The sequence below is a fragment of the Telluria beijingensis genome (genome assembly GCF_030770395.1).
Lineage (GTDB): Bacteria > Pseudomonadota > Gammaproteobacteria > Burkholderiales > Burkholderiaceae_D > Telluria > Telluria beijingensis.
This window is the reverse complement of record NZ_CP132480.1, coordinates 1739370-1759557: the sequence shown is the minus strand read 5'-3', so window position 1 is coordinate 1759557 and position 20188 is coordinate 1739370. Positions and strand designations below refer to the sequence as shown.

Annotated in this window: 22 protein-coding genes and 2 pseudogenes; 4 read left to right on the top strand and 20 right to left on the bottom strand. The window is 65.0% G+C overall.

All coding sequences use genetic code 11. The features are described 5' to 3' along the window. Position 1: 1 nt before the first annotated feature. On the bottom strand, positions 2-2023 hold the full coding sequence (locus Q9246_RS07850) for an AsmA family protein (protein ID WP_306396739.1): 2022 nt from the start codon (positions 2021-2023) through the stop codon (positions 2-4). A 175-nt stretch (positions 2024-2198) separates the two neighbouring features. On the opposite strand from Q9246_RS07850, the gene Q9246_RS07845 reads away from it, so the two are divergent. Both Q9246_RS07845 and Q9246_RS07840 read left to right on the top strand, forming a co-directional pair. Continuing rightward, complete coding sequence (locus Q9246_RS07845) at positions 2199-3074, top strand: CPBP family intramembrane glutamic endopeptidase (RefSeq protein ID WP_306396738.1); 876 nt, start codon at positions 2199-2201, stop codon at positions 3072-3074. Positions 3075-3127: 53 nt separating this feature from the next. Further along, positions 3128-4078: a bifunctional helix-turn-helix transcriptional regulator/GNAT family N-acetyltransferase gene (locus Q9246_RS07840; RefSeq protein WP_306396737.1), complete on the top strand. Its 951-nt coding sequence runs from the start codon at positions 3128-3130 to the stop codon at positions 4076-4078. Here the strand turns inward: Q9246_RS07840 and fliR are convergent. From fliR to fliF, 13 genes are all read right to left on the bottom strand, one after another. Next, complete coding sequence (gene fliR / locus Q9246_RS07835; RefSeq protein ID WP_306396736.1) at positions 4075-4911, bottom strand: flagellar biosynthetic protein FliR; 837 nt, start codon at positions 4909-4911, stop codon at positions 4075-4077. The genes Q9246_RS07840 and fliR overlap by 4 nt on opposite strands. A gap of 7 nt (positions 4912-4918) precedes the next feature. Further along, a complete protein-coding gene (gene fliQ, locus Q9246_RS07830) occupies positions 4919-5188 on the bottom strand; it encodes a flagellar biosynthesis protein FliQ (RefSeq protein ID WP_306396735.1) in 270 nt (89 codons plus the stop codon). Between the two features lie 10 nt (positions 5189-5198). Continuing rightward, the gene (gene fliP, locus Q9246_RS07825; RefSeq protein WP_306396734.1) at positions 5199-5948 is read right to left on the bottom strand and encodes a flagellar type III secretion system pore protein FliP; all 750 of its coding nucleotides are present in this window, start codon (positions 5946-5948) and stop codon (positions 5199-5201) included. Further along, positions 5938-6618 carry a flagellar biosynthetic protein FliO gene (gene fliO, locus Q9246_RS07820; RefSeq protein WP_306396733.1) on the bottom strand — a complete coding sequence of 227 codons (681 nt, stop codon included), beginning with the start codon at positions 6616-6618 and terminating at the stop codon, positions 5938-5940. The genes fliP and fliO overlap by 11 nt, the downstream gene beginning before the upstream one ends. Before the next feature lie 59 nt (positions 6619-6677). Beyond that, complete coding sequence (fliN, locus tag Q9246_RS07815; RefSeq protein WP_306396732.1) at positions 6678-7121, bottom strand: flagellar motor switch protein FliN; 444 nt, start codon at positions 7119-7121, stop codon at positions 6678-6680. A gap of 56 nt (positions 7122-7177) precedes the next feature. After that, the gene (fliM, locus tag Q9246_RS07810; protein ID WP_137172875.1) at positions 7178-8161 is read right to left on the bottom strand and encodes a flagellar motor switch protein FliM; all 984 of its coding nucleotides are present in this window, start codon (positions 8159-8161) and stop codon (positions 7178-7180) included. A 12-nt stretch (positions 8162-8173) separates the two neighbouring features. Then, entirely contained in the window at positions 8174-8698 is a 525-nt protein-coding gene (gene fliL, locus Q9246_RS07805) for a flagellar basal body-associated protein FliL (protein WP_306396731.1), read from the bottom strand. A gap of 353 nt (positions 8699-9051) precedes the next feature. Further along, positions 9052-10368 carry a flagellar hook-length control protein FliK gene (locus Q9246_RS07800; RefSeq protein WP_306396729.1) on the bottom strand — a complete coding sequence of 439 codons (1317 nt, stop codon included), beginning with the start codon at positions 10366-10368 and terminating at the stop codon, positions 9052-9054. Positions 10369-10375: 7 nt separating this feature from the next. Next, complete coding sequence (gene fliJ, locus Q9246_RS07795; RefSeq protein WP_306396727.1) at positions 10376-10819, bottom strand: flagellar export protein FliJ; 444 nt, start codon at positions 10817-10819, stop codon at positions 10376-10378. A 36-nt stretch (positions 10820-10855) separates the two neighbouring features. Further along, the gene (fliI, locus tag Q9246_RS07790; RefSeq protein ID WP_306396726.1) at positions 10856-12265 is read right to left on the bottom strand and encodes a flagellar protein export ATPase FliI; all 1410 of its coding nucleotides are present in this window, start codon (positions 12263-12265) and stop codon (positions 10856-10858) included. Beyond that, on the bottom strand, positions 12265-12999 hold the full coding sequence (gene fliH, locus Q9246_RS07785; protein WP_306396725.1) for a flagellar assembly protein FliH: 735 nt from the start codon (positions 12997-12999) through the stop codon (positions 12265-12267). Before fliH ends, fliI begins: the two co-directional genes overlap by 1 nt. After that, the gene (gene fliG / locus Q9246_RS07780) at positions 12999-14003 is read right to left on the bottom strand and encodes a flagellar motor switch protein FliG (RefSeq protein WP_306396724.1); all 1005 of its coding nucleotides are present in this window, start codon (positions 14001-14003) and stop codon (positions 12999-13001) included. The genes fliH and fliG overlap by 1 nt, the downstream gene beginning before the upstream one ends. Beyond that, positions 13996-15696 (bottom strand): flagellar basal-body MS-ring/collar protein FliF, encoded by a 1701-nt coding sequence (gene fliF, locus Q9246_RS07775; protein WP_306396723.1) that lies wholly within the window; start codon positions 15694-15696, stop codon positions 13996-13998. The genes fliG and fliF overlap by 8 nt, the downstream gene beginning before the upstream one ends. A 189-nt stretch (positions 15697-15885) precedes the next feature. Between fliF and fliE the strand changes: the two genes are divergently transcribed. Beyond that, positions 15886-16263 carry a flagellar hook-basal body complex protein FliE gene (gene fliE, locus Q9246_RS07770; protein WP_306396720.1) on the top strand — a complete coding sequence of 126 codons (378 nt, stop codon included), beginning with the start codon at positions 15886-15888 and terminating at the stop codon, positions 16261-16263. Between the two features lie 29 nt (positions 16264-16292). On the opposite strand, the gene Q9246_RS07765 is transcribed toward fliE, so the two are convergent. The 5 genes and pseudogenes from Q9246_RS07765 to sugE form a co-directional block, all read right to left on the bottom strand. Next, on the bottom strand, positions 16293-16505 hold the full coding sequence (locus tag Q9246_RS07765) for a DUF4287 domain-containing protein (RefSeq protein WP_306396719.1): 213 nt from the start codon (positions 16503-16505) through the stop codon (positions 16293-16295). Between the two features lie 145 nt (positions 16506-16650). Continuing rightward, positions 16651-16908: pseudogene (locus Q9246_RS07760) on the bottom strand (alkene reductase); the annotation flags it as partial. Positions 16909-17280: 372 nt separating this feature from the next. Next, positions 17281-17349: pseudogene (locus Q9246_RS07755) on the bottom strand (helix-turn-helix domain-containing protein); the annotation flags it as partial. Then, positions 17322-17567, bottom strand: coding sequence for a recombinase family protein (locus Q9246_RS07750; RefSeq protein ID WP_422802358.1), 246 nt, complete (start codon positions 17565-17567; stop codon positions 17322-17324). The gene Q9246_RS07750 and the pseudogene Q9246_RS07755, both read right to left, overlap by 28 nt. Before the next feature lie 515 nt (positions 17568-18082). Next, on the bottom strand, positions 18083-18403 hold the full coding sequence (gene sugE, locus Q9246_RS07745; protein ID WP_306396717.1) for a quaternary ammonium compound efflux SMR transporter SugE: 321 nt from the start codon (positions 18401-18403) through the stop codon (positions 18083-18085). Positions 18404-18507: 104 nt separating this feature from the next. Here sugE and Q9246_RS07740 point away from each other — a divergent pair, with 104 nt between their 5' ends. Beyond that, positions 18508-19410 (top strand): LysR family transcriptional regulator, encoded by a 903-nt coding sequence (locus tag Q9246_RS07740; RefSeq protein WP_306396716.1) that lies wholly within the window; start codon positions 18508-18510, stop codon positions 19408-19410. A gap of 223 nt (positions 19411-19633) precedes the next feature. On the opposite strand, the gene Q9246_RS07735 is transcribed toward Q9246_RS07740, so the two are convergent. Then, positions 19634-20083, bottom strand: coding sequence for an RrF2 family transcriptional regulator (locus Q9246_RS07735; protein WP_208279065.1), 450 nt, complete (start codon positions 20081-20083; stop codon positions 19634-19636). Positions 20084-20188 lie beyond the last annotated feature (105 nt).

Genomic DNA, 20188 nt, shown 5'->3' with positions numbered 1-20188 from the left:
CTCACTTCACCGGCTTCGGCGGTGTCTTCGCGTTGACCTTCGGCGGCTTGGTCGCCGCTGCGATCTCGGCCCCGCAATTGGTGTCCGGCGCCTTGTCGACGTTCACCAGCGGCAGCAGGGCGGCCAACGGCGTCACCGCGGCCAGCGCCACGGCGGCCCCGGCTTTCAGCGCCAGCGGGCCCGCATGCGGCCCGACCTTCGGATCGGTAAAGGTGCCGCGCGCATACAGCGGCGTGCGCAGGGTCAGGATGCGCGCGCCTTTCGATTTCGGACGCACGTCGACGTCCAGCCGTTCGGTCGCCAGGTCGACGTAGCCGGACGCATTCACCACCGCATCTTCGCTGTCGAGCACGAAGCGGTCGATATTGGCGCGGCCGTTGCGCACGGTGGTCTGCGCCGCCACGCAATTGAGCATCGTCTGCTTGTCGCCGAAGATCTTGGCGTAGACGGCGTTCGCCACGTTCAGTCCGGCCAGCTCGAGGATGAACTGGCTGACCGTGCCTTCGGTGACCACGGCATTGATCTCGCCCTGCGACGTGCCCAGCATGGCGGCCACCGTGTTGCCCTTGCCGGCCAGCACGCCGTCGCCATTGACTTCGCCGAAGCTGGCCTGCATCGATTGCAGCTTGGGGAACAGTTCGCGGATCTTGAGGCCGCGCGCCGCCAGGCGGGCCCCGGCGTCGAGGGTCTTGGCGCTGCCGTCGAGGCGGATATTGGCGGTGATGCGCCCGCCCGCCATGCCGAAGCTGAGCGGGGTCAGCGTGAGCACCTTGTCTTTCATGCGGATCGTGGTCTGGACGTCGCTCAGCGGGATGTCGTTGGTGCGCACCAGCCGCTTGCCGGTGAACTTGACCTCGGCGTCGAGCGCGTCCCACTTGTCGGTATTGAAGCCTTCGGCCGGCAAGGCCTTGCCCGGCGGCGGCGCCTTGACCCGGCCCGCTTCCTTGGTGCCGGCCCCGGTATCGGCGCCGATGGTCGGACCCAGGTCGGCCAGGCGCAGCTGGTTCGAGCTCAAGGCGCCGCTCAGGAACGGCCGCGGCTTGCGCTGGGCATAGGTGAGGGTGCCGGCGATATCGCTGGCGCCGACCTTGCCGGTGAAATCCTTGTAGGTGAAGGTCCAGAATTCCCCTTCGCGCTTGCCCAGCAGTTCGCCGCGGGTGGCGTAGGGCGGCGTTTCCGGCAGCAGCACGCCGGTCAGCCCGTACAGGTCGGCCATGCTGGCGCCAGCCAGTTCCATCCTGAGCGCGAAGCCGGACGGCGAGCGCGGATCGCGCACCACGCCGCGCAGGCCGAGCCGGTTCTGGCCGGCTTTCGCCTCTGCCTCGATCGGGAAGGTGATGTCGTCGCCGGTCAGCGACAGCACCGCGCCGGCCTTGCCGCCGCCCGTGATCTTCGCCTTGTTGTAGGTGCCGGACAAGGTAAACGCCAGGCCATACGGCGGCACGCCGGCGGCCGGCGCCGGCTGCTGGCCGTCGATCGAGCGCGCATCGGCGCGCAGGTCGAGGCCGAGTGGTTCGTCCTGGTAGCGCAGCTTGCCGCTATTGAAGCTCAGGCGCCGGATATCGACGTCCCATTGCGACGGGCCATTGTCCTTGAACGTCCAGGAATTGCTGCCGTCCTTGCGCCGCTCGACGGCAATGTCCGGCCCCGCCAGGCGCAGGTCGGTGATGACGACGTCCTTGCGCAGCAGCGGCAACACGTGCAGGCCCACCTCGACGCGCTGGGCGGCGGCCATTTGCGGGCCGACCGTGCTCCAGGTCGGGTTGCTCATATAGACGTCGTTGGCGCTGACATACGGGCGCGGCACGTAGCGGCGCCAGCCGGGTTCGCTGTCCAGGCCGCGGTGGAACTTCACGTCCAGGTCGCCCCGGATCGCGAATTCGCGGCCGGTGGTTTCCGACACCTTGCGGTTGATGTAGGGCCGCAGCATGTTCCAGTCGAACAGCATGAAGAACAGGATCACGATCAGCGTAATGCCGAGCAAGACCCAACCGACAATCTTGAGCGTTTTATGATTTTTCATGGTGATTGGCCAATGTTGGCGCGAGACGCGGCGAGCACGGGTATCCCAAGGCTACGCCTGGGCCGGCATTTTGTTTGTTAGTTAAATAGCATTGCGGCGCGATCCATGGTTGCGATTGCCCGCAAGCCAAATGGAATATTGTTCTGTTGCAAGTCGATCCGGGATAATCCTGGCCATGACGCCCGATATCCTGATCACTTTCGGCCTGCTGGCCACCACTATCCTGTTGCTGTGGGTGCCGGTACCCGCGATCAGGGGCACGCGCTGCTGGGCATGGTGCGCCGGCCTGGTCCTGGCCTGTGGCGCGGGACTCGCGGCCGGGATTCTCGACTGGCGAGCCCCGTTCGCCATTGCCGCCTTTGCGGCTCTCGCTTGGGGAGCGCATGCGGCGCGGGGCGCCTGGCTCCGCGGCGTGCTGCTGGTGTCGACCGGCCTGGCCGCCCTGCTGATGGCGATGCACCGGGTGCCGGGTTTCCATAATCCGGTCGTACTCGAGGGCTATCGGTTTTCTTCCGATACGCTGCCGTTCACCTTGTATGCCAACTTCGACAAGGCGGTCGTGGGGATCGTGCTGGTCGGCGTATTCTGCGAGCGCATCGCCACCTGGGACAAGTGGGCGGCGATGCTACGCCGGATCGGACCTGTCGTCCTGTCCACGCTGGCGATCGTGCTGGGACTGGCACTGCTGCTGGGCCAGGTCAGGCCGGACCTCAAGTGGACCCCATATTCGGCCTGGTTCCTGGCTTCCAATCTGCTCATCACCTGCGTCGCCGAAGAGACGTTCTTCCGCGGCTTCCTGCTCGAATGGCTGGCGCGCGCGCTGCGTGGCTGGCGTGGTGGCGTTGCATTTGCCGTGATCCTGACCTCGGCGTTGTTCGGACTGGCTCACCTGGGCGGCGGCGTGCAGCTGGCGCTGCTGGCCGCGGTGGCGGGGCTGCATTATGCAATAGCCTATCTGCGCTCTGGGCGGGTGGAGGGGGCAATCCTGACGCACTTCGCGCTTAACGCGGTCCATTTTATCGGCTTCAGCTATCCCGCGCTGGCTGCTTGACGCTATCCTCGCTAAAAAATACACTGTTATATAACGTGTTATGGAGGTGGCTGATGAGCGATGTTTTGCAAGAGATGGGCGCAACTTTCCTTGGTAGCCGCCTGAAGCGCCTTGGCGAGCGCATGCAGGCCGGTGCGGCCAAGGTCGCCCAGGACGCCGGCCTGCCGGTCCAACCGGCCCATATGCCGCTGCTGGCGGCGCTCGACGGGCAGGCGCTGACTGTCGGGCAACTGGTGCAGGCGGTTGGGGTCAGCCAGCCGGGCATCACGCGCGGCATCGGCCAGTTGGCCGACCTGGGCCTGGTCGCATCGCGTCCGGGAGAGGATGGGCGCCAGCGCGAGATTTCCCTGACGCCCGAGGGCGCCGCCGTGCTGGCGCGCGCCAAGCTCCATATGTGGCCGCGTGTCGAAGAAGCGGTCAAGGCCTTGTTCGGCGGCCAGCCGGAAGGATTCCTGGCGCAGATCGCCGCGATCGAGGCCGCGCTGGCGCAGACGCCGATCGACGTGCTGGCGGCGCGTTCGTCTCCGCAGACGCTCAGCATCCACGAATTCAGCGACGCACTCGCGCGCGACTTCCACGACATCAATGCCGAGTGGATCCAGGACATGTTCCAGCTCGAGGCGGCCGACCGCGAGGTGCTGGAGAATCCGCGCGCGAAGATCGTCGACCCGGGCGGCGCGATCCTGTTCGTGGAAGCGCGCGGCCTGGGCATCGTCGGCGCCTGCGCTCTGCAGAAGACCGGCGCGCGCAGCTTCGAGCTGACCAAGATGGGTGTGCGAGCCAGCGCGCGCGGCCTGAAGGCCGGGGAATTCCTGCTGAAGGCGGTCATCGCGCGCGCGCAGGAACTCGGCGCCGAGCCGCTCTACCTGCTCAGCAATGCGAAATGCGCTGCTGCCATCCATCTTTATGAAAAGCTGGGCTTCGCGCACGATGCCGGCATCATGGCGCAGTATGGGGCGCGCTATGCCAGGTGTGACGTGGCAATGCGGTACGGGGCGGCTTAGCCCGGCGCCGGCATCACCGGCGCCGGCTGGGCCGGCGGCGTTCCCGGTTGCGGATTGCCGGCCCGCGGCAGCGAACGGCTGGTCTCGATGCCCTGGTTGAACAGGTTGACGATCGGCGCGCTGAGGTAGGGCAGGGCCAGGCTCAGGGTCAGGAAGCCCACGCCCAGGGTGATCGGGAAGCCGATGCCGAAGATGTTCAGCTGCGGCGCGGCGCGGGTCAGGATGCCGAGGGCGACCTGGGTGATCAGGAGGGCGGCGATGATCGGCATCGCCAGTTGCAGCCCGGCCGAGAAGATGCGGCCGCCCCAGCGCGCCAGTTCGAGCGCGGCGTTGGACGAGAACGGGGTCTCGGTGATCGGCATGGTGATGAAGCTTTCGGCCAGCACTTCGATCAGCACCAGGTGGCCGTTCACGGCCAGGAAGGCCATGGTCGCGAGCAGCGCCACGAACTGGCTGACTGCCGACGAACGCCCGCGCGTGCTGGGATCGAAGAACATGGCGAAGCCCAGGCCCATGGTCTGGCTCGCGACCTCGCCCGCATACTCGATGGCGGCGAACACGATGCGCATGGCGAAACCCATCGCCAGGCCGATGATCATTTCCTTGACCAGGATCAGCAGGCCGGCCCACGAGGTGGGATCGACGGCCGGCAGCGCCGGCACCAGCGGCGCGATCACCAGCGTCAGGAATGTACCGAGCAAGACCTTGACCCGCAGCGGCACGCCGGCATTGCCGAACAGCGGCGCGGCCGCGATCAACCCCAGGATGCGCGACAGCGGCCACAGCAGCGACGCGATCCAGACATTGATCTCGGCCGATGTCAACGTCAGCACGGCGGCACTATCCGATCAACCCCGGAATCCCGGTGAACACCTGGCGCATATAGTCCAGCATCACCGTCAGCATCCACGGCCCGGCCACCACCAGGGCGACGAACACGCCGACCAGTTTCGGGATGAAGGACAGGGTGGCCTCGTTGATCTGGGTCGCGGCCTGGAAGATGCTGATGACCAGGCCAATGATCAGCGCCACCAGCAGCAGCGGCGCGGACAGCATCAGGGTCACTTCCATGGCCGTGCGGCCCATCGTCATCACGCTTTCGGGAGTCATGTCCGGATCCTCAGTAGAAGCTCTGGGACAGCGAGCCCAACAGTAACTGCCAGCCGTCGACCAGCACGAACAGCATCAGCTTGAACGGCAGGGCGATGACGGCTGGCGACATCATCATCATGCCCATTGCCATCAGTACCGAGGCCACCACCATGTCGATGATCAGGAACGGGATGAAGATCGCGAAGCCGATCTGGAACGCCGTCTTGAGTTCGCTGGTGACGAAGGCCGGGATCAGCACCCGCAGCGGGATGTCTTCCGGTCCTTGCAGCGCCTCGGAACGCGAGATCTTGACGAACAGCGCCAGGTCGGACTGGCGCGTCTGCTTGACCATGAATTCCTTGAGCGGCACCACGCCGCGGTCCATGGCCTCGGTCATCTGGATCTCGTTGCGCTGCAGCGGCAGGTAGGCCTCGCTGTAGATGCGGTCGAACGTCGGGCTCATCACGAAGAAGGTCAAGAACAGCGCCAGCCCGACCATCACCTGGTTGGGCGGCGCGGTCTGGGTGCCCAGCGCCTGGCGCAGCAGCGACAGCACGATGATGATGCGGGTGAAGGCAGTCATCATCAGCAGCGCGGCCGGCAGGAAGGTGAGCGAAGTCAACAGCAGCAGGGTCTGGACCGGCAGCGAGTACGCGGTGCCGCCGCCGGCGGCCGGCCGGCTTTCGAAGGCCGGAATGCCGGGCTGGGCGGCCGCGATCAGCGGCAGCAGGAGGAGGAAGAGCAGGCCCGCGGCCAGCGGGAGGTGTTTAGCGCGCATTGCGTTTGTCGATCGTCTTCTTGAGCCAGGCCGAGAACGGCGTGGCCGGGTTGGCGCCGGCCATGCCGCCCTGGGCGGTGGCGGTGTCGAATTCGCCTTCCTGGCGCGGCATGGTGTGCAGGGCATTGACGCGGCCCGGCGCGGCGCCGACCACGATCCACTGGTCGCCGACTTCGACCACCATGATGCGTTCGCGTCCGCCCAGGTTCAGGGCGCCAACCACGCGCAGGTTGGCGCTGCCGCCGGTCATCCGGGGGCCGTAGCGCTTCATCGCCCAGGCCAGGCCGGCCAGCAGGGCGAGCACGAACATCAGGGCGAGGATGGTTTTCAGCAGGCCGGCCGCGCCGGGGCTGGTGGCGGTGGTGGCAGCCGATGTCGAGGCGGGCAGCGCGACGCGCGGGGCCTGGCCCAGGGGAGCGTTGGCGGCTGGCGAGACCGGGGCGGTGGTCACCGGTGGCGTGGTGTCGGCGGCATCGCCGGGCAGGGGTGCGGTCGGCGGCGCCTTGGACGCCGGCGTGGTCGCCGGCGCTGGCGTGGCGGGCGCCGGTGGACGGCCGGTGGTGGTTTCGCCGGGGCGGCGTGGTGTTTCGGAGTCTTCGTGGGCCGCCGGGGCTGGCGCCGCGTCGGCAACCGTCTGCTGCGCAAACGCGAGCACGGGCGCGAACAGCAATGCCGCCGCGAGAGACCGTAGAGTGCGTTCGACGTGAAGGGCAGGGGCGCGGCGCGGGGTCATTTATTCAGCTTGCGAATCCGTTCAGATGGCGTGATGATATCAGTGAGTCGGATCCCGAACTTGTCGTTCACGACCACCACCTCGCCCTGGGCGATCAGGCAGCCGTTCACGAGCACGTCCATCGGCTCGCCGGCCAGGCCGTCCAGCTCGACCACCGAGCCCTGCGCCAGTTGCAGCAGGTTCTTGATCGCGATCTTGGTGCGGCCCAGTTCGACCGTCAGCTGCACCGGGATGTCGAGGATGAAGTCGATGTCGTTCGGCGTCTCGTTGCGCGCGCCCTTGTTCGAGAAATCCTTGAACACGGCGGCAGCCGCGGCCGGAGCGGCCGCCTGCTGCTGTTGCTGGCGCTCGAGCGCCGCGGCTTCGGCCGCGGCCTGCTCGGCGATCGCCGCGCCCCAGTCGTCGTCGATGTGGTCCTGGTCTTCCTGGTTGTCCGACATGGTGTTCTCCTGTGTTGCTTCAGGCCGGCGCACTGCGCCCGGCCCCATATTACCGATTACTTGCTGAAGGTGTCGCTATTGGCAAGCAGCCGCTCGACCTTCAACGCGTATTGTCCGTTGTGTACGCCATAGGTGCACTCCATCACCGGCACGCCGTCGACGGTCGCCTCCAGCATCTCGGGCACCGCGATCGGGATCACGTCACCGATCTTCATGTTGAGGATTTCGTCGAAGTTCGCCTTGCCATGGCCCAGCACCGCCACCAGTTCGACCTCGGCCACCTGGATCTGCTGCGTCATCAGGCGCACCCAGCGCTTATCGACTTCGAGCGCCTCGCCCTGGATGCTCGAGGTCAGCGCGTCGCGGATCGGCTCGATCATCGAATACGGCATGCAGAAGTGGATCTGGCCCGACACCGACCCCAGCTCGACCGTGAAGGTGCACGACACCACGACTTCGTTCGGGGTCGCGATATTCGCGAACTGGGTGTTCATCTCGGAACGGATGTACTCGAACTCGATCGGGTACACCGGTTCCCACGACTTGGCATAGGCCTCGAACACGATGTCGAGGATGCGCATGATGATGCGCTGCTCGGTCTGGGTAAAGTCGCGGCCCTCGACGCGGGTATGGAAACGCCCGTCGCCGCCGAACAGGTTGTCCACCAGCAGGAACACCAGGCCCGGATCGAACACCATCAGCGCGGTGCCGCGCAGCGGCTTCATGTGGATCAGGTTGAGGTTGGTCGGCACGACCAGATTGCGGATGAACTCGCTGTACTTCGATACCCGTACCGAACCGACCGAGACCTCGGCGCTGCGCCGCAAAAAATTGAACAGGCCGACCCGCAGATACCTGGCGAAACGCTCGTTGATGATCTCGAGCGTCGGCATGCGGCCGCGCACGATGCGCTCCTGCGTCGCCAGGTTATAGGTGCGTACCCCCGAGGTGTCTTCAGGCGTCGCAATGTCGTCCTGATCGCCGTTGACCCCTTTTAAGAGGGCATCGACTTCTTCCTGTGAGAGGAAATTATCGGCCATGTTTCCGGATGATTACTGAATAATGAACGAAGTGAATAATACGTCGGACACTTCCTGTTCGTCGCCATCTTTCTCGAAGGGCTCGGAGATCGACGCCTGGATGTCGGCCGCCAGCTGCTGCTTGCCTTCCACCGTATTGATCTCGGACGCCTTTTTGCTCGACAACAGGAGCAGCACGCGGTTGCGCACGATCGCCATATTGTCCTTCACCAGGGTCGCCTGTTCCGCGCCCGCGACCTGCAGGGTGAACTGTACCTGCAAATACTGTTCGCCGTTTTCGGGCTGCAGGTTGACGGTGAAGGATTCGATCGGCACGTATTCGGGTTTCGCCGCCGGGTCCTTCTTTTTCTTCTTCTTGGTTTCCTTGGCCGGGGCTTCTTCTTCGCCATGGGCGGCCGTGGACTGGCTGAAATACCAGCCGCCGCCGGCACCCGCGCCAAGCACGAGAACAGCGGCAAGGATCATGATGATGAGCTTTTTCTTCGAGCCGGCCGGCGCCGCTGCTGCAGCCGCGTCCGCTTTCGGATCAGCCTTCATTTTCGGATTCGCTTTCAATGGATGTCTTCAGTGCTGGTTGGTGGGGTTCGTCATTATGGCATTGTCGCGGAAAGATGCACTCGGGCAAGCCTCGAAAAGAGGGGGGAAGAGGCAGTAAATCCGGAATTGTTGCAGGCGTGCGATGATGGAATGGAAAAGGACGTGCGATTTATAGTTGAACCTGTTCTCGCGTTACCCTCAAAACGTCGTTCCTGCCACTGGCAGCAACGACTTCCCGCGGAGGCGGGAACCCAAGTTATCTAGCTCAGTGACTACGTTTAACGTAGATAGCAGCTCAAGCCAGCTTGGGTTCCCGCCTACGCGGGAACGACGTGTTCAGGATAGTGGTTGGGTCAGGCAAACAGGTCGACCATGCCACGCTCGCCCAGCCCCACGGTGCGGGTGCGCGGCGCCACCTCGTTCACTGCCACCTCGGCCTCGGCGCCAGTGCCATTACCGTTCCCGGCCTGGTTGCCATTGGCCCCCTGGCTGCCCGGCGCCCGCCGTTCGCCAAACTGCTGCTGCTGGCGCGCGCCGGCATCGACCGTCGCGTTATTCAGCGCGATGCCGCTCTCGCTCATCATCTCGCGCAGGCGCGGGAGGGCGTTTTCAAGCGCCTGGCGCACCTCGAGCTGCTCGGCCGAGAACGCCACAGTGGCCTGATCGTTGCTCACATTGAGCACGATCTGGACCGGACCGAGGTCGGGCGGGTTTAGGGTCAATGTAGCGGCCTGCTCCTTGCCCACCATGTAGACGATGCGCTGGCTGACCTGGTTGTCCCAGGCCTGGCTGCCCACGCGAGCCGGGATGCGGTCGCCCGGTGCGGCGGCCGGGTTGGCGACCGCATCCGCCATTTTCGCGGCCTGGGCCTGCAACTGGGCCAGCGGCGCCGGCGCTTCCTCGGCGCCGGCCACGACTTGCTGCTGGCTCTCGCGCAACTGGGCCTGGAACTGGGCGCCATCCTGCTCGCCTTCCGGCAGGGCATTGGCCGCCTGGCCCTGGGCCGCGGCGGCATCGACCGGAGCGCGCTGTACGCCGGACGCCAGCGAGAAGCCCTTGCCGGCGTCGGCGACGGCGGCGCCGGCCGCGGCATCGTCCGTCGCGACCGTGGTGGCGCCGGCCATGTTCTCGAGCGCGTTCTCGAGCGCCGTCAGTTGCTGTTCGCCGGCGCCGGCCGCGGCATCGGCCGGGACTGCGGCCGCATCCGACGCCGCGCTCGCGGGCTTGGCAAGGCTGGCCATGAAGGCCAGCATGTCGGTGACCGGCGTGGTGGCCGCTGCGGCGGCTTCTGCCGCGGCGGCGCCGGCGGCAGCGTCTTCCTTGTCGTCGCTCGCTTCCGTCCTGGTGGTCCTGGCGTCGCCCTCATGGCTGGCCGCTTTTGCGCTGGCCTGCCGGGCCTGCTCGCGTACCGGCTCGCGCACAGGCTCGCGATTCGCGGGCTTGTCGGCGGCATTCGGTTTCGATTGCTGCTGCTGGGCTGGCTTCGGCTGCTGCGCAGCTGGCGCCTGGGGCTCTTTCGGCTGCTGGCGCGCCGCCAGTTCGCGCGACAGCGTGGCGCCAAAGGCGCCATTGTCGCGGGCGCCGTCGGCCAGCCGGTCCGCGCTCGGGCTGCGCTGCGCCGTGGCATTGGCGCCGGTGGTCTGGAACAGGAGGTTGGTGGTCTGGGTCATGATTCACTCAGCGTTGTTTATAGCGGGCGCCGCGCGCGGCGTGGTCGTCCATCTGTTTCTGGTCGCGCTTGTTCTGGATCCTGAGCGCCTCGCTGGCGGCGCGTTCGTTCAGCGTGCGATACGACAAGCGCTTGCGTTCGCTTTCCTGCAAAGTCTTGCGCTCGGTGTCCGCCTTGAACCGGGCATGCTTCAACACGTCGCGCTGGCCATTCAAAGCATTGTCCAGCTTGCCAATGAAGGCGACGAAGTTGTGGTACGCGAACGGCGTGATGCCGGCCACCTGGGCCGCATCCAGCTTGCGCGCATATTCGTCGCGGTAGCCGACCAGCATCTCCAGCTTCTGTTCGGCTTCCTCGACCAGCTTGTTGGCCGCGCCCAGGCGCTTGGCGGCAGCATCGGAATCCTTCTGCGCCAGGTCGATCAGTGTTTCAAGTGCGGACAATTGGGCCATGGTGAGGCGATTTTACCGCCGAGCAATTCTTGCCAATCAGTCGAATAGCGAGGAAAGTTGCCCCAAGCTCTGGGGAAGCGTGGCGTTATCGTGGATTTCCTGGCACAGGAATTCCTCGATGACCGCATTCTTCGCGATGGCCTGGTCGAGCACCGGGTCGCTGCCGGCGGCATAGGCGCCGACATTGATCAGGTCGCGCGAGCGCTGATAGCGCGAATACAACTGCTTGAGCTTGCGCGCCGCCAGCTGGTGTTCATGGGTCGTGATCGAGTGCATCGCCCGCGAAATGGATTGCTCGATATCGATCGCCGGATAATGCCCGGCCTCGGCCAGGTGGCGGTTGAGCACGATGTGGCCGTCGAGAATACCGCGCGCCGCATCGGCGATCGGATCCTGCTGGTCATCGCCCTCGGACAGCACGGTATAGAAGGCCGTGATCGAGCCGCCGCCTTCCAGGCCGTTGCCGGCCCGTTCGACCAGCACCGGCAATTTGGCGAACACCGAAGGAGGATAACCCTTGGTGGCCGGCGGCTCGCCGATCGCCAGCGCAATCTCGCGCTGGGCCATCGCATAGCGGGTCAGCGAATCCATGATCAGCATCACGTTCTTGCCCTGGTCGCGGAAATGCTCGGCGATCGCGGTGGCGTAGGCCGCCCCCTGCAGGCGCAGCAGCGGCGGCGAGTCGGCCGGGGCCGCCACGACGGCCGAGCGGGCGCGGCCTTCGGGGCCCAGGATCTGGTCGATGAATTCCTTGACCTCGCGGCCCCGTTCGCCGATGAGTCCGACCACGATGACGTCGGCTTCGGTATAGCGCGCGATCATCCCCAGCAGCACCGATTTGCCGACGCCGGTGCCCGCGAACAGGCCCAAGCGCTGGCCACGGCCCACGGTCAGCATCGCATTGATGGCGCGCACGCCGACGTCGAGCGTGTCCTTGATCGGCGCGCGGTCGAGCGGATTGACCGGCCGCGCATTGAGCGGGCCGACTTCGGTCGTGCCGAGCGGGCCGAGGCCGTCGAGCGGCCGGCCGGCGCCATCGACCACGCGGCCCAGCAGCTGCATGCCGACCGGCAGGTGGCGCGCGCGGTCTTGCGGGCGGCGCCGGCCATGGGGCACGGTGCCCGGCGGCGGCAACACGCTCTCGACCGGGAAGACGCGCGAGCCGGGCACCACGCCTTCGGTATCGCTTTGCGGCATCAGGAACAGGCGCTCGCCCTCGAAACCGACCACTTCGGCCTCGATGAAGCCACTGGCGGTGGGGATGGTGGCGGCGGCGCCGACCGCGAGGCGCAGGCCAACGCATTCCATCACCAGGCCGGCCACGCGCGTGACGCGGCCCGAGACCTGCAATGGATCGGCGAAGCTGACCAGGGTGTCGCAGTCGCGCAGATAGGATTGCCAGCGCGCGGTGTGCGGGTCCCTGCCGTCGTGGGCGTGGTCGTCCATCAGTCGCCCAGCCACTCGACGTTGGCGCCCAGCGCATGGGTCAGGCGGTTCCAGCGCGCCGCGGCCTGCGCGTCGATTTGATTGGTTGCCGTCTCGACCCTGCAGCCGCCGCGCGCGATGGACGCGTTCTCGACGATGCGCCAGCCGCCTTTCGTCAATTCCTCGGCCATGCCGTGGCGCACCAGCTCGGCATCCTGCGGGTTCAGGGTGAGCACGGCCGGCTGCTGCAGCACGGGCAGCTGGTCGATGGCGTCGCGCACCACGGACAGGATGAGTTCGGGACGCACGTCGAAACCGGTGCGCACCATGCCGCGCGCCAGCCGCAGGGCCAGCTCGAGCACGTCGCGGGCGATGGTTTCGTCGGCCCGGGCGATGGCGTCGCCGAAGCTGGCGGCCACCTGGCGCAGATGATCGAGCTCGGCGGCGGCTTCGCGCTGGCCGGCCTCGGCGCCTTCGGCATAGCCCTGGGCGTGGCCGTCGTGATGGCCCTGGGCCCGGCCTTCTTCCAGCCCCTGGGCAAAACCTTCCTGGCGCGCCGCTTCGCGCATCGCTTCCAGTTCTTCGACGCTGGGCAGGCTGAAGCCCGGCGGCAGGGCAGGCGCGGTGTCGGCCGGGGCCGGCGCCGCCGCGGCGGTCTCGGCCGCGCGGCGTGCGAGCGTGCTGGGCCGTTCGTCGCCGAACGACGCCATTTCCCAGCGCTGGTAGGCGCTCTGCTGTTCTTTCGGTATTGCCATCAGACGAACGAATCCTCTCCTTTACCGCCCAACACGATCTGACCTTCGTCCGCCAGGCGGCGCACGATCTGCAGGATCTGCTTCTGCTGCGATTCTACTTCGGACAGGCGTACCGGGCCTTTCGATTCGAGGTCTTCGCGCATCATCTCGCTGGCACGCTGCGACATATTCTTGAAGATCTTCTCGCGCAAGTCCTGTGACGCGCCTTTCAGGGCGATGATCAGCATCTCGGACTGCACTTCGCGCAGCAGCAGCTGGATGCCGCGGTCGTCGATGTCGATGATGTTGTCGAACACGAACATCTCGTCCATGATCTTCTGCGCCATGTCGTTGTCGTAGTTCTTGATATTGTCCATCACGGCCTGCTCTTGCTCGCCGCTCATGAAGTTCAGGATCTCGGCCGCGGTGCGCACGCCGCCCAGCGACGACTTCTTGATGTGTTCATTGCCCGACAACAGCTTGGTCAGTACGTCGTTCAGCTCGCGCAGTGCGGCCGGCTGTACGCCGTCCAGCGTGGCGATGCGCAGCACGACGTCGTTGCGCAGGCGTTCGCTGAAGTTTGCCAGGATCTCGCAGGCCTGGTCGCGCTCGAGGTGGACCAGGATGGTGGCGATGATCTGCGGGTGCTCGTTGCGGATCAGCTCGGCCACCGAGACCGAGTCCATCCACTTCAGGCTCTCGATGCCGGATGCGTCCTTGCCGCCCAGGATACGGTTGAGCAGAACAGCCGCCTTGTCGTCGCCCAGCGCCTTGGTCAGCACCTGGCGGATGTATTCGTCCGAATCGAGGCCGACGGTCGAGTGCAGATTGGTCTCTTCGACGAACTCTTCGAGCACCGTGACCACCTGGCCGTGCTGCACCGCCTTCATCTGGGCCATCGCCGCGCCCAGCTTGAGCACTTCGCGCGGGCCGAGGAATTTCATCACCTCGGCCGCTTCGGCTTCACCCAGGGCCAGCATCAGGATCGCTGCCTTGTTCGTGCCGTCCTTGTCTTTATCACTCATTTGAACCCAACCATGCTTTGATGACGTTTGCGACGATGCGCGGATCCTGGTTTGCCAGCTCTTTCGCCATTTTCAGGTTGGCGCGGTACCCCATGTCCCGGCGAATCTTTTCTTCTTCCTCGAGCTCTTCTTCGTCCGGTTCCTTTTCCTCTTCGGCTTCTTCCTCGGACTGCTCTTCTTCTTTCGGCTCTTCCGGCATCGCGGTGGCTTCGTCGAACTTCTTGATCGCCGGACGCAGCAGCGGACGCAGGAAGCGGTAGTACAGGAAGGCAATCACGGCGAACACGAAGGCGTAGCGGGCCAGGTCCTTGAACAGCGGCATATTCGCCGGATCGCGCCACCAGTCAGGTTCTACCACTGCTTCGGCCGGCTTGTCCACACCGTCGAACGGGGCGTTGGTCACGTTCATGGTGTCGCCACGTTCCGGGTTGAAGCCCATTGCCTGCTTGACCAGCTCGTTGATCTGGGCCACTTCATTGGCTGCCAGCGGACGCACGGTGACCTTGCCGGTGGCCGGGTCGACGATGCGGCGGTAGTTCACCACTACGCCGACCGTCAGGCGCTTGACGCCGCCCATCGGACGCTGTTCGTAGCGGATGGTCTTGTCGACTTCGAAATTGGTGGTCGAATTCTTGGTGCTGGGGCCGGTAGCGGCGGGCGCTTCGGCAGGCGGCTCGCCGTCGACCGGCGCCGTGTTCACGCCCGGCGGCTGGTTCGACAGGGCGCCCGGAATGCCCGACGCGCCGGCGCCGGCGCCTTGCGTTTCCGAAGTCTGCTGGCTGCGGATCGCCTGCGGCTCGGGCGGCGAATTCGGCTTGTACATCTCGGCTGCGGTATCGACCTGGGCGAAGTCGATCTCGGCGGTCGCCTGGGCGCGCACATTGCCCTCGCCGACCAGCGGCTTGATCATCGCCTCGACCTGCTTGATGATGTTTTCCTGGACCTGGTCCACGTATTTCAGCTGGGTGGCGTCGAGCATCTTGTTGTTGCCCGCGCCTTTGCCGGCCTGTTCCGACAGCAGGGCGCCGGTCTGGTCGACGACGGTCACGTTGCCGAAGGTCAGTTCAGGCACGCTAGAGGCGACCAGGTGGACGATGGCGTTGACCTGGCCCTGGTCGAGGGCGCGGCCCGGCTGCAGGTTGAGCAGCACCGAGGCGGTCGGCTTTTGCTGGTCGCGCACGAAGACGGACGGTTTCGGCAGCGCCAGATGGACGCGCGCCGCGCTCACCGAACCCAGCGACTGGATCGAACGGGCCAGCTCGCCTTCGAGCGAACGCTGGTAATTGACTTGCTCCAGGAATTGCGAGACGCCCAGCTTCTGGTTTTCCATCAGCTCGAAGCCGACGTTGCCGCCCTTCGGCAAGCCTTGCGCGGCCAGCTTCAGGCGCAGGTCGTGGATCTGCTCGGCAGGCACGAGGATCGCGTTGCCGCCTTCCGAAAACTTGTATTGCACACCCATCTGGTCGAGCGATGCGGTGATCGCGCCACCGTCGCGGTCGCTGTAATTCGAGAACAGCACCCGGTATTCAGGCGCCTGGCTCCACATCCAGACAGCAATCATCAGCGCCAGGATGAGCGCGATGCCGCCGCCGATGGCGACGCGCTTGCCCATGGTCGACTGGAAAAACGACTGTGGCGCCGCCGGAGGCTGGCCCTGGGTGGTGTCGAGAAGGTCTTCCGCAGTTGCTGCCATGTTGGATGGATTCGGTGAAAGGTGTGGGGACAGGCAGCATTATGAAGCTGTGGGGCAACATTCAAACCCCGAAATAGGGGGCGTTTACCGTCCTAACTCACCCCTGGAATTCGCTTCCGCACTGCTATTCTGCTTTCCTGAGTGCATTTGTGGATGATTCCACAATGCAATAACATGCAGGAGGGTAACATGAGTATTGGCGGTATCGGCGGCATCGACAGCAGCCGCATCCAGGCCATGATGGAGCAGCTGAAGGCGGCGGCGACCAAGCCGGAGTCGGCGGGGCCGGTTGCGCCTGCCGGGCTGGGCAATGCCAGCGCGGTTGGCGGCAAGTCCGCGGTCAAGCTCGACTTCGCGGAAGCCCTGCATCAATCGCTGCAGGGCGTGAGCAACCGCTCGGCCGAGGCGCAGGCGCTGAGCAAGCGTTTTACGATGGGCGACGATACCGTCAGCCTGTCGGACACCATGGTCGCAATGCAGAAATCGAGCATCGCCTTCCAGGCTACGGTGCAGGTACGCAACAAGCTGGTGTCGGCTTATCACGACATCATGAATATGCAGGTGTGACGCTGGTGGCGGGGCTTGGGTCTCGAGTCTTATTTCCCGCCAGCGTGCAGATGATGGGCCACCAGGGCATTCGCATGCCCGTGGCCCAGCGCGTGCTCGTTTTTGAGCCAATTGACCAGTTCCATGTGCTTCATGGGCGGCTGGGCGGCGAGCAGGCCGAGCCAGTGGTCGATCGGCTGGCCGTATTTCTTTTCGATCGAGGGAAAGTAGGAAGCTGGTCCCTTGACGGTTTCCTGTGTCATTGTCTGTCTCCTGGATAATGGGGATGGCCACGGTGGCGGCCACGCATCTCTACGACGAATGGCGCGCCGAAAATCGACACGCCAGCCCGATTGCCACCGGGAATTCTAGCGCGGCGTTCATGAAGGACAGGAAAACCAGCCGGCCTCAGGCCGCCAGCGGCACGGCCAGCGCCGGGTAATCGGTGTAGCCGCGGGCGTCGCCGCCGAGAAAGGTCGCGCTGTCCACGCCGTTCAGCGGCGCACCGGCCCGGATGCGCTCGACGAAGTCGGGATTGGCCAGCACCATCGATCCGTACGATTCGATATCCGCCAGGCCGCTGGCGACGTCGGCTCCCACCTGGTCGCGGTCGCGGCCCGGACGGTTCAGGATGAGGGCCTGGCGCCAGATCGCGCGCAGGTCCGATTCGTCCAGTAAGACGCAGGGATTCGCACATGCGCAGCCATCCCAGCTTCGGATACGAATGTGCTTGTCTTTCACGCCGAACTGGTCATTCGTCAATGTAAAACGATCGTCACGACCTTTGCGACGAAATGTTGGGTATCCTGCCCGGCCTTCAAAAAAATTCTTGAAGCCGCATCCCAATTGCTGGATCGCCATCTGCGGCGCGTTCTTGGTCACCTCCAGCATCCAGGGGAACATCTCCCGCTTGATGGCATTGAGCTGACGCCGTAGCGCCGCTTCGTTCGGCTTGGGTAAAGCAGGATCGAGCTTGCATGCTTCGTGCTGCCTTTTCCACTCAGCCAATGCCCAATTGTAGGCAAAGCGTGCCGTGCCAGCACAGCGCGCCAGGTACGTCGCCTGGACATTGTTCGGATCTAGCCGAATGCGATGTGCCTGGTACATTGCCAATCCCTGACAGTCGTACGCATGCCGTCGATTAGCTTCTGGTTTCGGTGACTGCGGCGATTGCACAAGCCGGCAGAGAACACGGTGATGAATTCGAGCACATCGCTGGCAAGCTCCTCTTCGAAAGTGGTCTCTTTGCCCTGATTGATGATGACTACCTCGACCTGTTTCGCCTGGTACAGCCCGAGGTTGAGTTCTGCGCCGAAGCGCAGCAACCGGTCCTTGTGTGTCAGGATCAGGCGCCCTGCCTTCCTTCGACAACCCAGTCGAACAGGAGTTTCAATCCCTGTTTGCGATAGTTCATGTCACAGCGAAGATCTGCCCGAGCATAGCTGCCAGCCGTTCGAACTGCTGGGGCACTGTGCTGGGTATCGGTGTGCAGCGCTGTCAGGGCATAGCGGCACTGACCACCTTCTGTTCTAGCCGAAATGAGTTAGCCGCTTGCCTCCCAGCGATGCAAGATGCTGGTCGAGACGCCAAGCTGTCGCAGCCATCCTGATCCAGACTAACTTGCTCATAATGCATATGGCTGCACAAAGAAGAACAAGTTACGTCTAGCCGCAAAAAAACCTGGCGGTCATGACGCGCCCCGGCCGCGAACGCGATGACAACGTGCTCCAGCGCCCGACCCATGAGTTCCTGGGCGACATCCGGGACACGGCTGCGGTGAGGCAATGGATCCAGGCCGAGGTGCGCGTCAAGGACGCAGTAGCGCCGTGAGCCCGCAATCCTACGCCGGCGTTGCCAGCTTCAGGCCGACGATGCCCGCCGCGATCAGGCCGATGCAGGCGAGGCGCGCCAGGTTGGCCGATTCGCCGAACAGGACGATGCCGACCAGGGCGGTGCCGACCGCGCCGATGCCGGTCCAGATCGCGTACGCCGTGCCGAGCGGCAGCGTCTTCATCGCCTGCGACAGCAGGCCGAAGCTGATCGCCATCGCCGCCACGGTGCCGACCGTCGGCCACAGCCGGGTAAAACCTTCCGTGTACTTCAGGCCCACGGCCCAGCAGATTTCGAACAGCCCGGCCAAAAACAGTACAACCCACACCATGATTCTCTCCCTGTTGTCGGCGGCAATAGTGCCGCCATCGATGACGACATCTTATGTGAGGTTATCTGATGGAAAAAGTCAGGAGTTGTCAGTATGATTGATAGATGGCATTCGATCTCGATAATCTGCGGGTCTTCCTGGCTGCCGTCGACGCCGGCTCGTTCTCGGCCGCGGCGCGCAAGCTGGGCCGCGTTCCTTCGGCGGTGAGCATGGCGATCGCCCACCTCGAGGCCGAACTGGGCCTGCAGCTGTTCGACCGCGGCGGCCGCGAACCGCGTCCCACCGAACACGCCGCGGCCTTGCTGCCGCAGGCGCGCCTGCTGGTCGAGCAACTGGGGCTGCTGAACCAGCACGCGCTGTCGCTGAGCCAGGACCTGGAACCGTCGCTGACCCTGGTGCTGGTGCCCGAACTCATGGCGGCCGCGCCCTGGCACGACGCCCTGCGCGTCCTGTCCGGCGAGTTTCCCCTGCTCGAGGTGAACGTGCTCAGCGCGGCCCAGGCCGATGCCCTGGCGATGCTGCAGGATGGCCGCGCCGACCTGGCGCTGGTGTTCGAGCGCTATGGGATGGACCCGCGCGAAGGTTTCCAGGAAGTAGCCCAGGAAACCCTGGTGGCGGTGCTGGCGCCGGACCACCCGCTGCTGGCGCGGGTGCCGGCCGGCGCCATCCGCGACCAGCACCTGCTGGGCGAGCGCCAGATCGTGATGGCTGGCCGCCACGCCGACCAGGTCGACAAGCGCATCGCCATGTCGCGTCTGCAGTGGAAGACCGACAACCCGGTCGCGGCGCTGAGCCTGGTGACGGCCGGGCTTGGCTGGGCCTGGCTGCCCGCCGGCTTCGTGCGCGCGCCGCTGGCGGATGGACAACTCGTGCAAATTCCTTCTGCCAATTTCAGCAACATCATGAGGCTGTGGGTCGACGTGGTATGGGCCAATGCCCGGCCTCGAGGCCTGGCGGCGCGGCGTTTCGTGGCCTTGCTGAACGAACGCCGCATGGTTTCCGGCTGACGTCCTGCTGGGCCAAGATGCGGCGTCCGCCACGGTCCATCCAAAAACAGGCATATAGTTTGCATCTTTAGGCGAATCGCATTACACTTGGTTAACTGCTGAGCACAAGCCTCGGTAGCGGGATGGCGCGAAGACCGGGAATTCTATCCGGCGAACGAATCCGGGATGCCGTCGGTGGCGTAGATAAGCGGGCCAATGAGCGGGCCGATGTGCGGCCCTGGATTCACGCGGCCTTGCGCCGATGCACGGTAACCGGCACTTCGCGCGGACGCGGTTCAGGCAACAGGGAGGCGAGGGTATGACGATCGAGTTCGGCCAGGTAGGCGGCGGTGGCATTGCCCAGCACGCCCTTCAGGCCGCAGGCCTTGACCAGGCCGCACGGCGTGCCGTTGGGATCGAAGCACTCGGCCATGTAGAAGTCGCTCTCGCTCATGCGCACGATGGCGCCGACGTTGATGTCTTTCGGATCGTGTGCGAGGCGAAAGCCGCCGTTGCGGCCACGAATGGTTTCAATCGTGCCGTTGCGTGCGAGCTCATTCACCACCTTCATCAGGTGGTTTTTCGAAATATTGTGCAGGTCTGCGATCTCCTGGATCGTTACCAGGCGGCCGGGATTGCTTCCCAGGTGCAGCAGCGTGCGCAACGTGTAATCGGTGAAGGAGGTCAGACGCATGATCGCCCAAGTATAACGCATTCGACGTCCATCCCGCCGCGACCCGGCGGCGCAATTTTTACATGTATTAACTTGCCGGACTTAACTTGTCGTTCCAATATGAAC

Bases quoted from the DNA above. Each gene is read 5' to 3' on its own strand.
- Q9246_RS07850 (WP_306396739.1), bottom strand. From the start codon at position 2,023: ATGAAAAATCATAAAACGCTCAAGATTGTCGGTTGGGTCTTGCTCGGC.
- Q9246_RS07845 (WP_306396738.1), top strand. From the start codon at position 2,199: ATGACGCCCGATATCCTGATCACTTTCGGCCTGCTGGCCACCACTATC.
- Q9246_RS07840 (WP_306396737.1), top strand. From the start codon at position 3,128: ATGAGCGATGTTTTGCAAGAGATGGGCGCAACTTTCCTTGGTAGCCGC.
- fliQ (WP_306396735.1), bottom strand. From the start codon at position 5,188: ATGACTCCCGAAAGCGTGATGACGATGGGCCGCACGGCCATGGAAGTG.
- fliP (WP_306396734.1), bottom strand. From the start codon at position 5,948: ATGCGCGCTAAACACCTCCCGCTGGCCGCGGGCCTGCTCTTCCTCCTC.
- fliN (WP_306396732.1), bottom strand. From the start codon at position 7,121: ATGTCGGACAACCAGGAAGACCAGGACCACATCGACGACGACTGGGGC.
- fliM (WP_137172875.1), bottom strand. From the start codon at position 8,161: ATGGCCGATAATTTCCTCTCACAGGAAGAAGTCGATGCCCTCTTAAAA.
- fliL (WP_306396731.1), bottom strand. From the start codon at position 8,698: ATGAAGGCTGATCCGAAAGCGGACGCGGCTGCAGCAGCGGCGCCGGCC.
- Q9246_RS07800 (WP_306396729.1), bottom strand. From the start codon at position 10,368: ATGACCCAGACCACCAACCTCCTGTTCCAGACCACCGGCGCCAATGCC.
- fliJ (WP_306396727.1), bottom strand. From the start codon at position 10,819: ATGGCCCAATTGTCCGCACTTGAAACACTGATCGACCTGGCGCAGAAG.
- fliI (WP_306396726.1), bottom strand. From the start codon at position 12,265: ATGGACGACCACGCCCACGACGGCAGGGACCCGCACACCGCGCGCTGG.
- fliH (WP_306396725.1), bottom strand. From the start codon at position 12,999: ATGGCAATACCGAAAGAACAGCAGAGCGCCTACCAGCGCTGGGAAATG.
- fliG (WP_306396724.1), bottom strand. From the start codon at position 14,003: ATGAGTGATAAAGACAAGGACGGCACGAACAAGGCAGCGATCCTGATG.
- fliF (WP_306396723.1), bottom strand. From the start codon at position 15,696: ATGGCAGCAACTGCGGAAGACCTTCTCGACACCACCCAGGGCCAGCCT.
- fliE (WP_306396720.1), top strand. From the start codon at position 15,886: ATGAGTATTGGCGGTATCGGCGGCATCGACAGCAGCCGCATCCAGGCC.
- Q9246_RS07765 (WP_306396719.1), bottom strand. From the start codon at position 16,505: ATGACACAGGAAACCGTCAAGGGACCAGCTTCCTACTTTCCCTCGATC.
- sugE (WP_306396717.1), bottom strand. From the start codon at position 18,403: ATGGTGTGGGTTGTACTGTTTTTGGCCGGGCTGTTCGAAATCTGCTGG.
- Q9246_RS07740 (WP_306396716.1), top strand. From the start codon at position 18,508: ATGGCATTCGATCTCGATAATCTGCGGGTCTTCCTGGCTGCCGTCGAC.
- Q9246_RS07735 (WP_208279065.1), bottom strand. From the start codon at position 20,083: ATGCGTCTGACCTCCTTCACCGATTACACGTTGCGCACGCTGCTGCAC.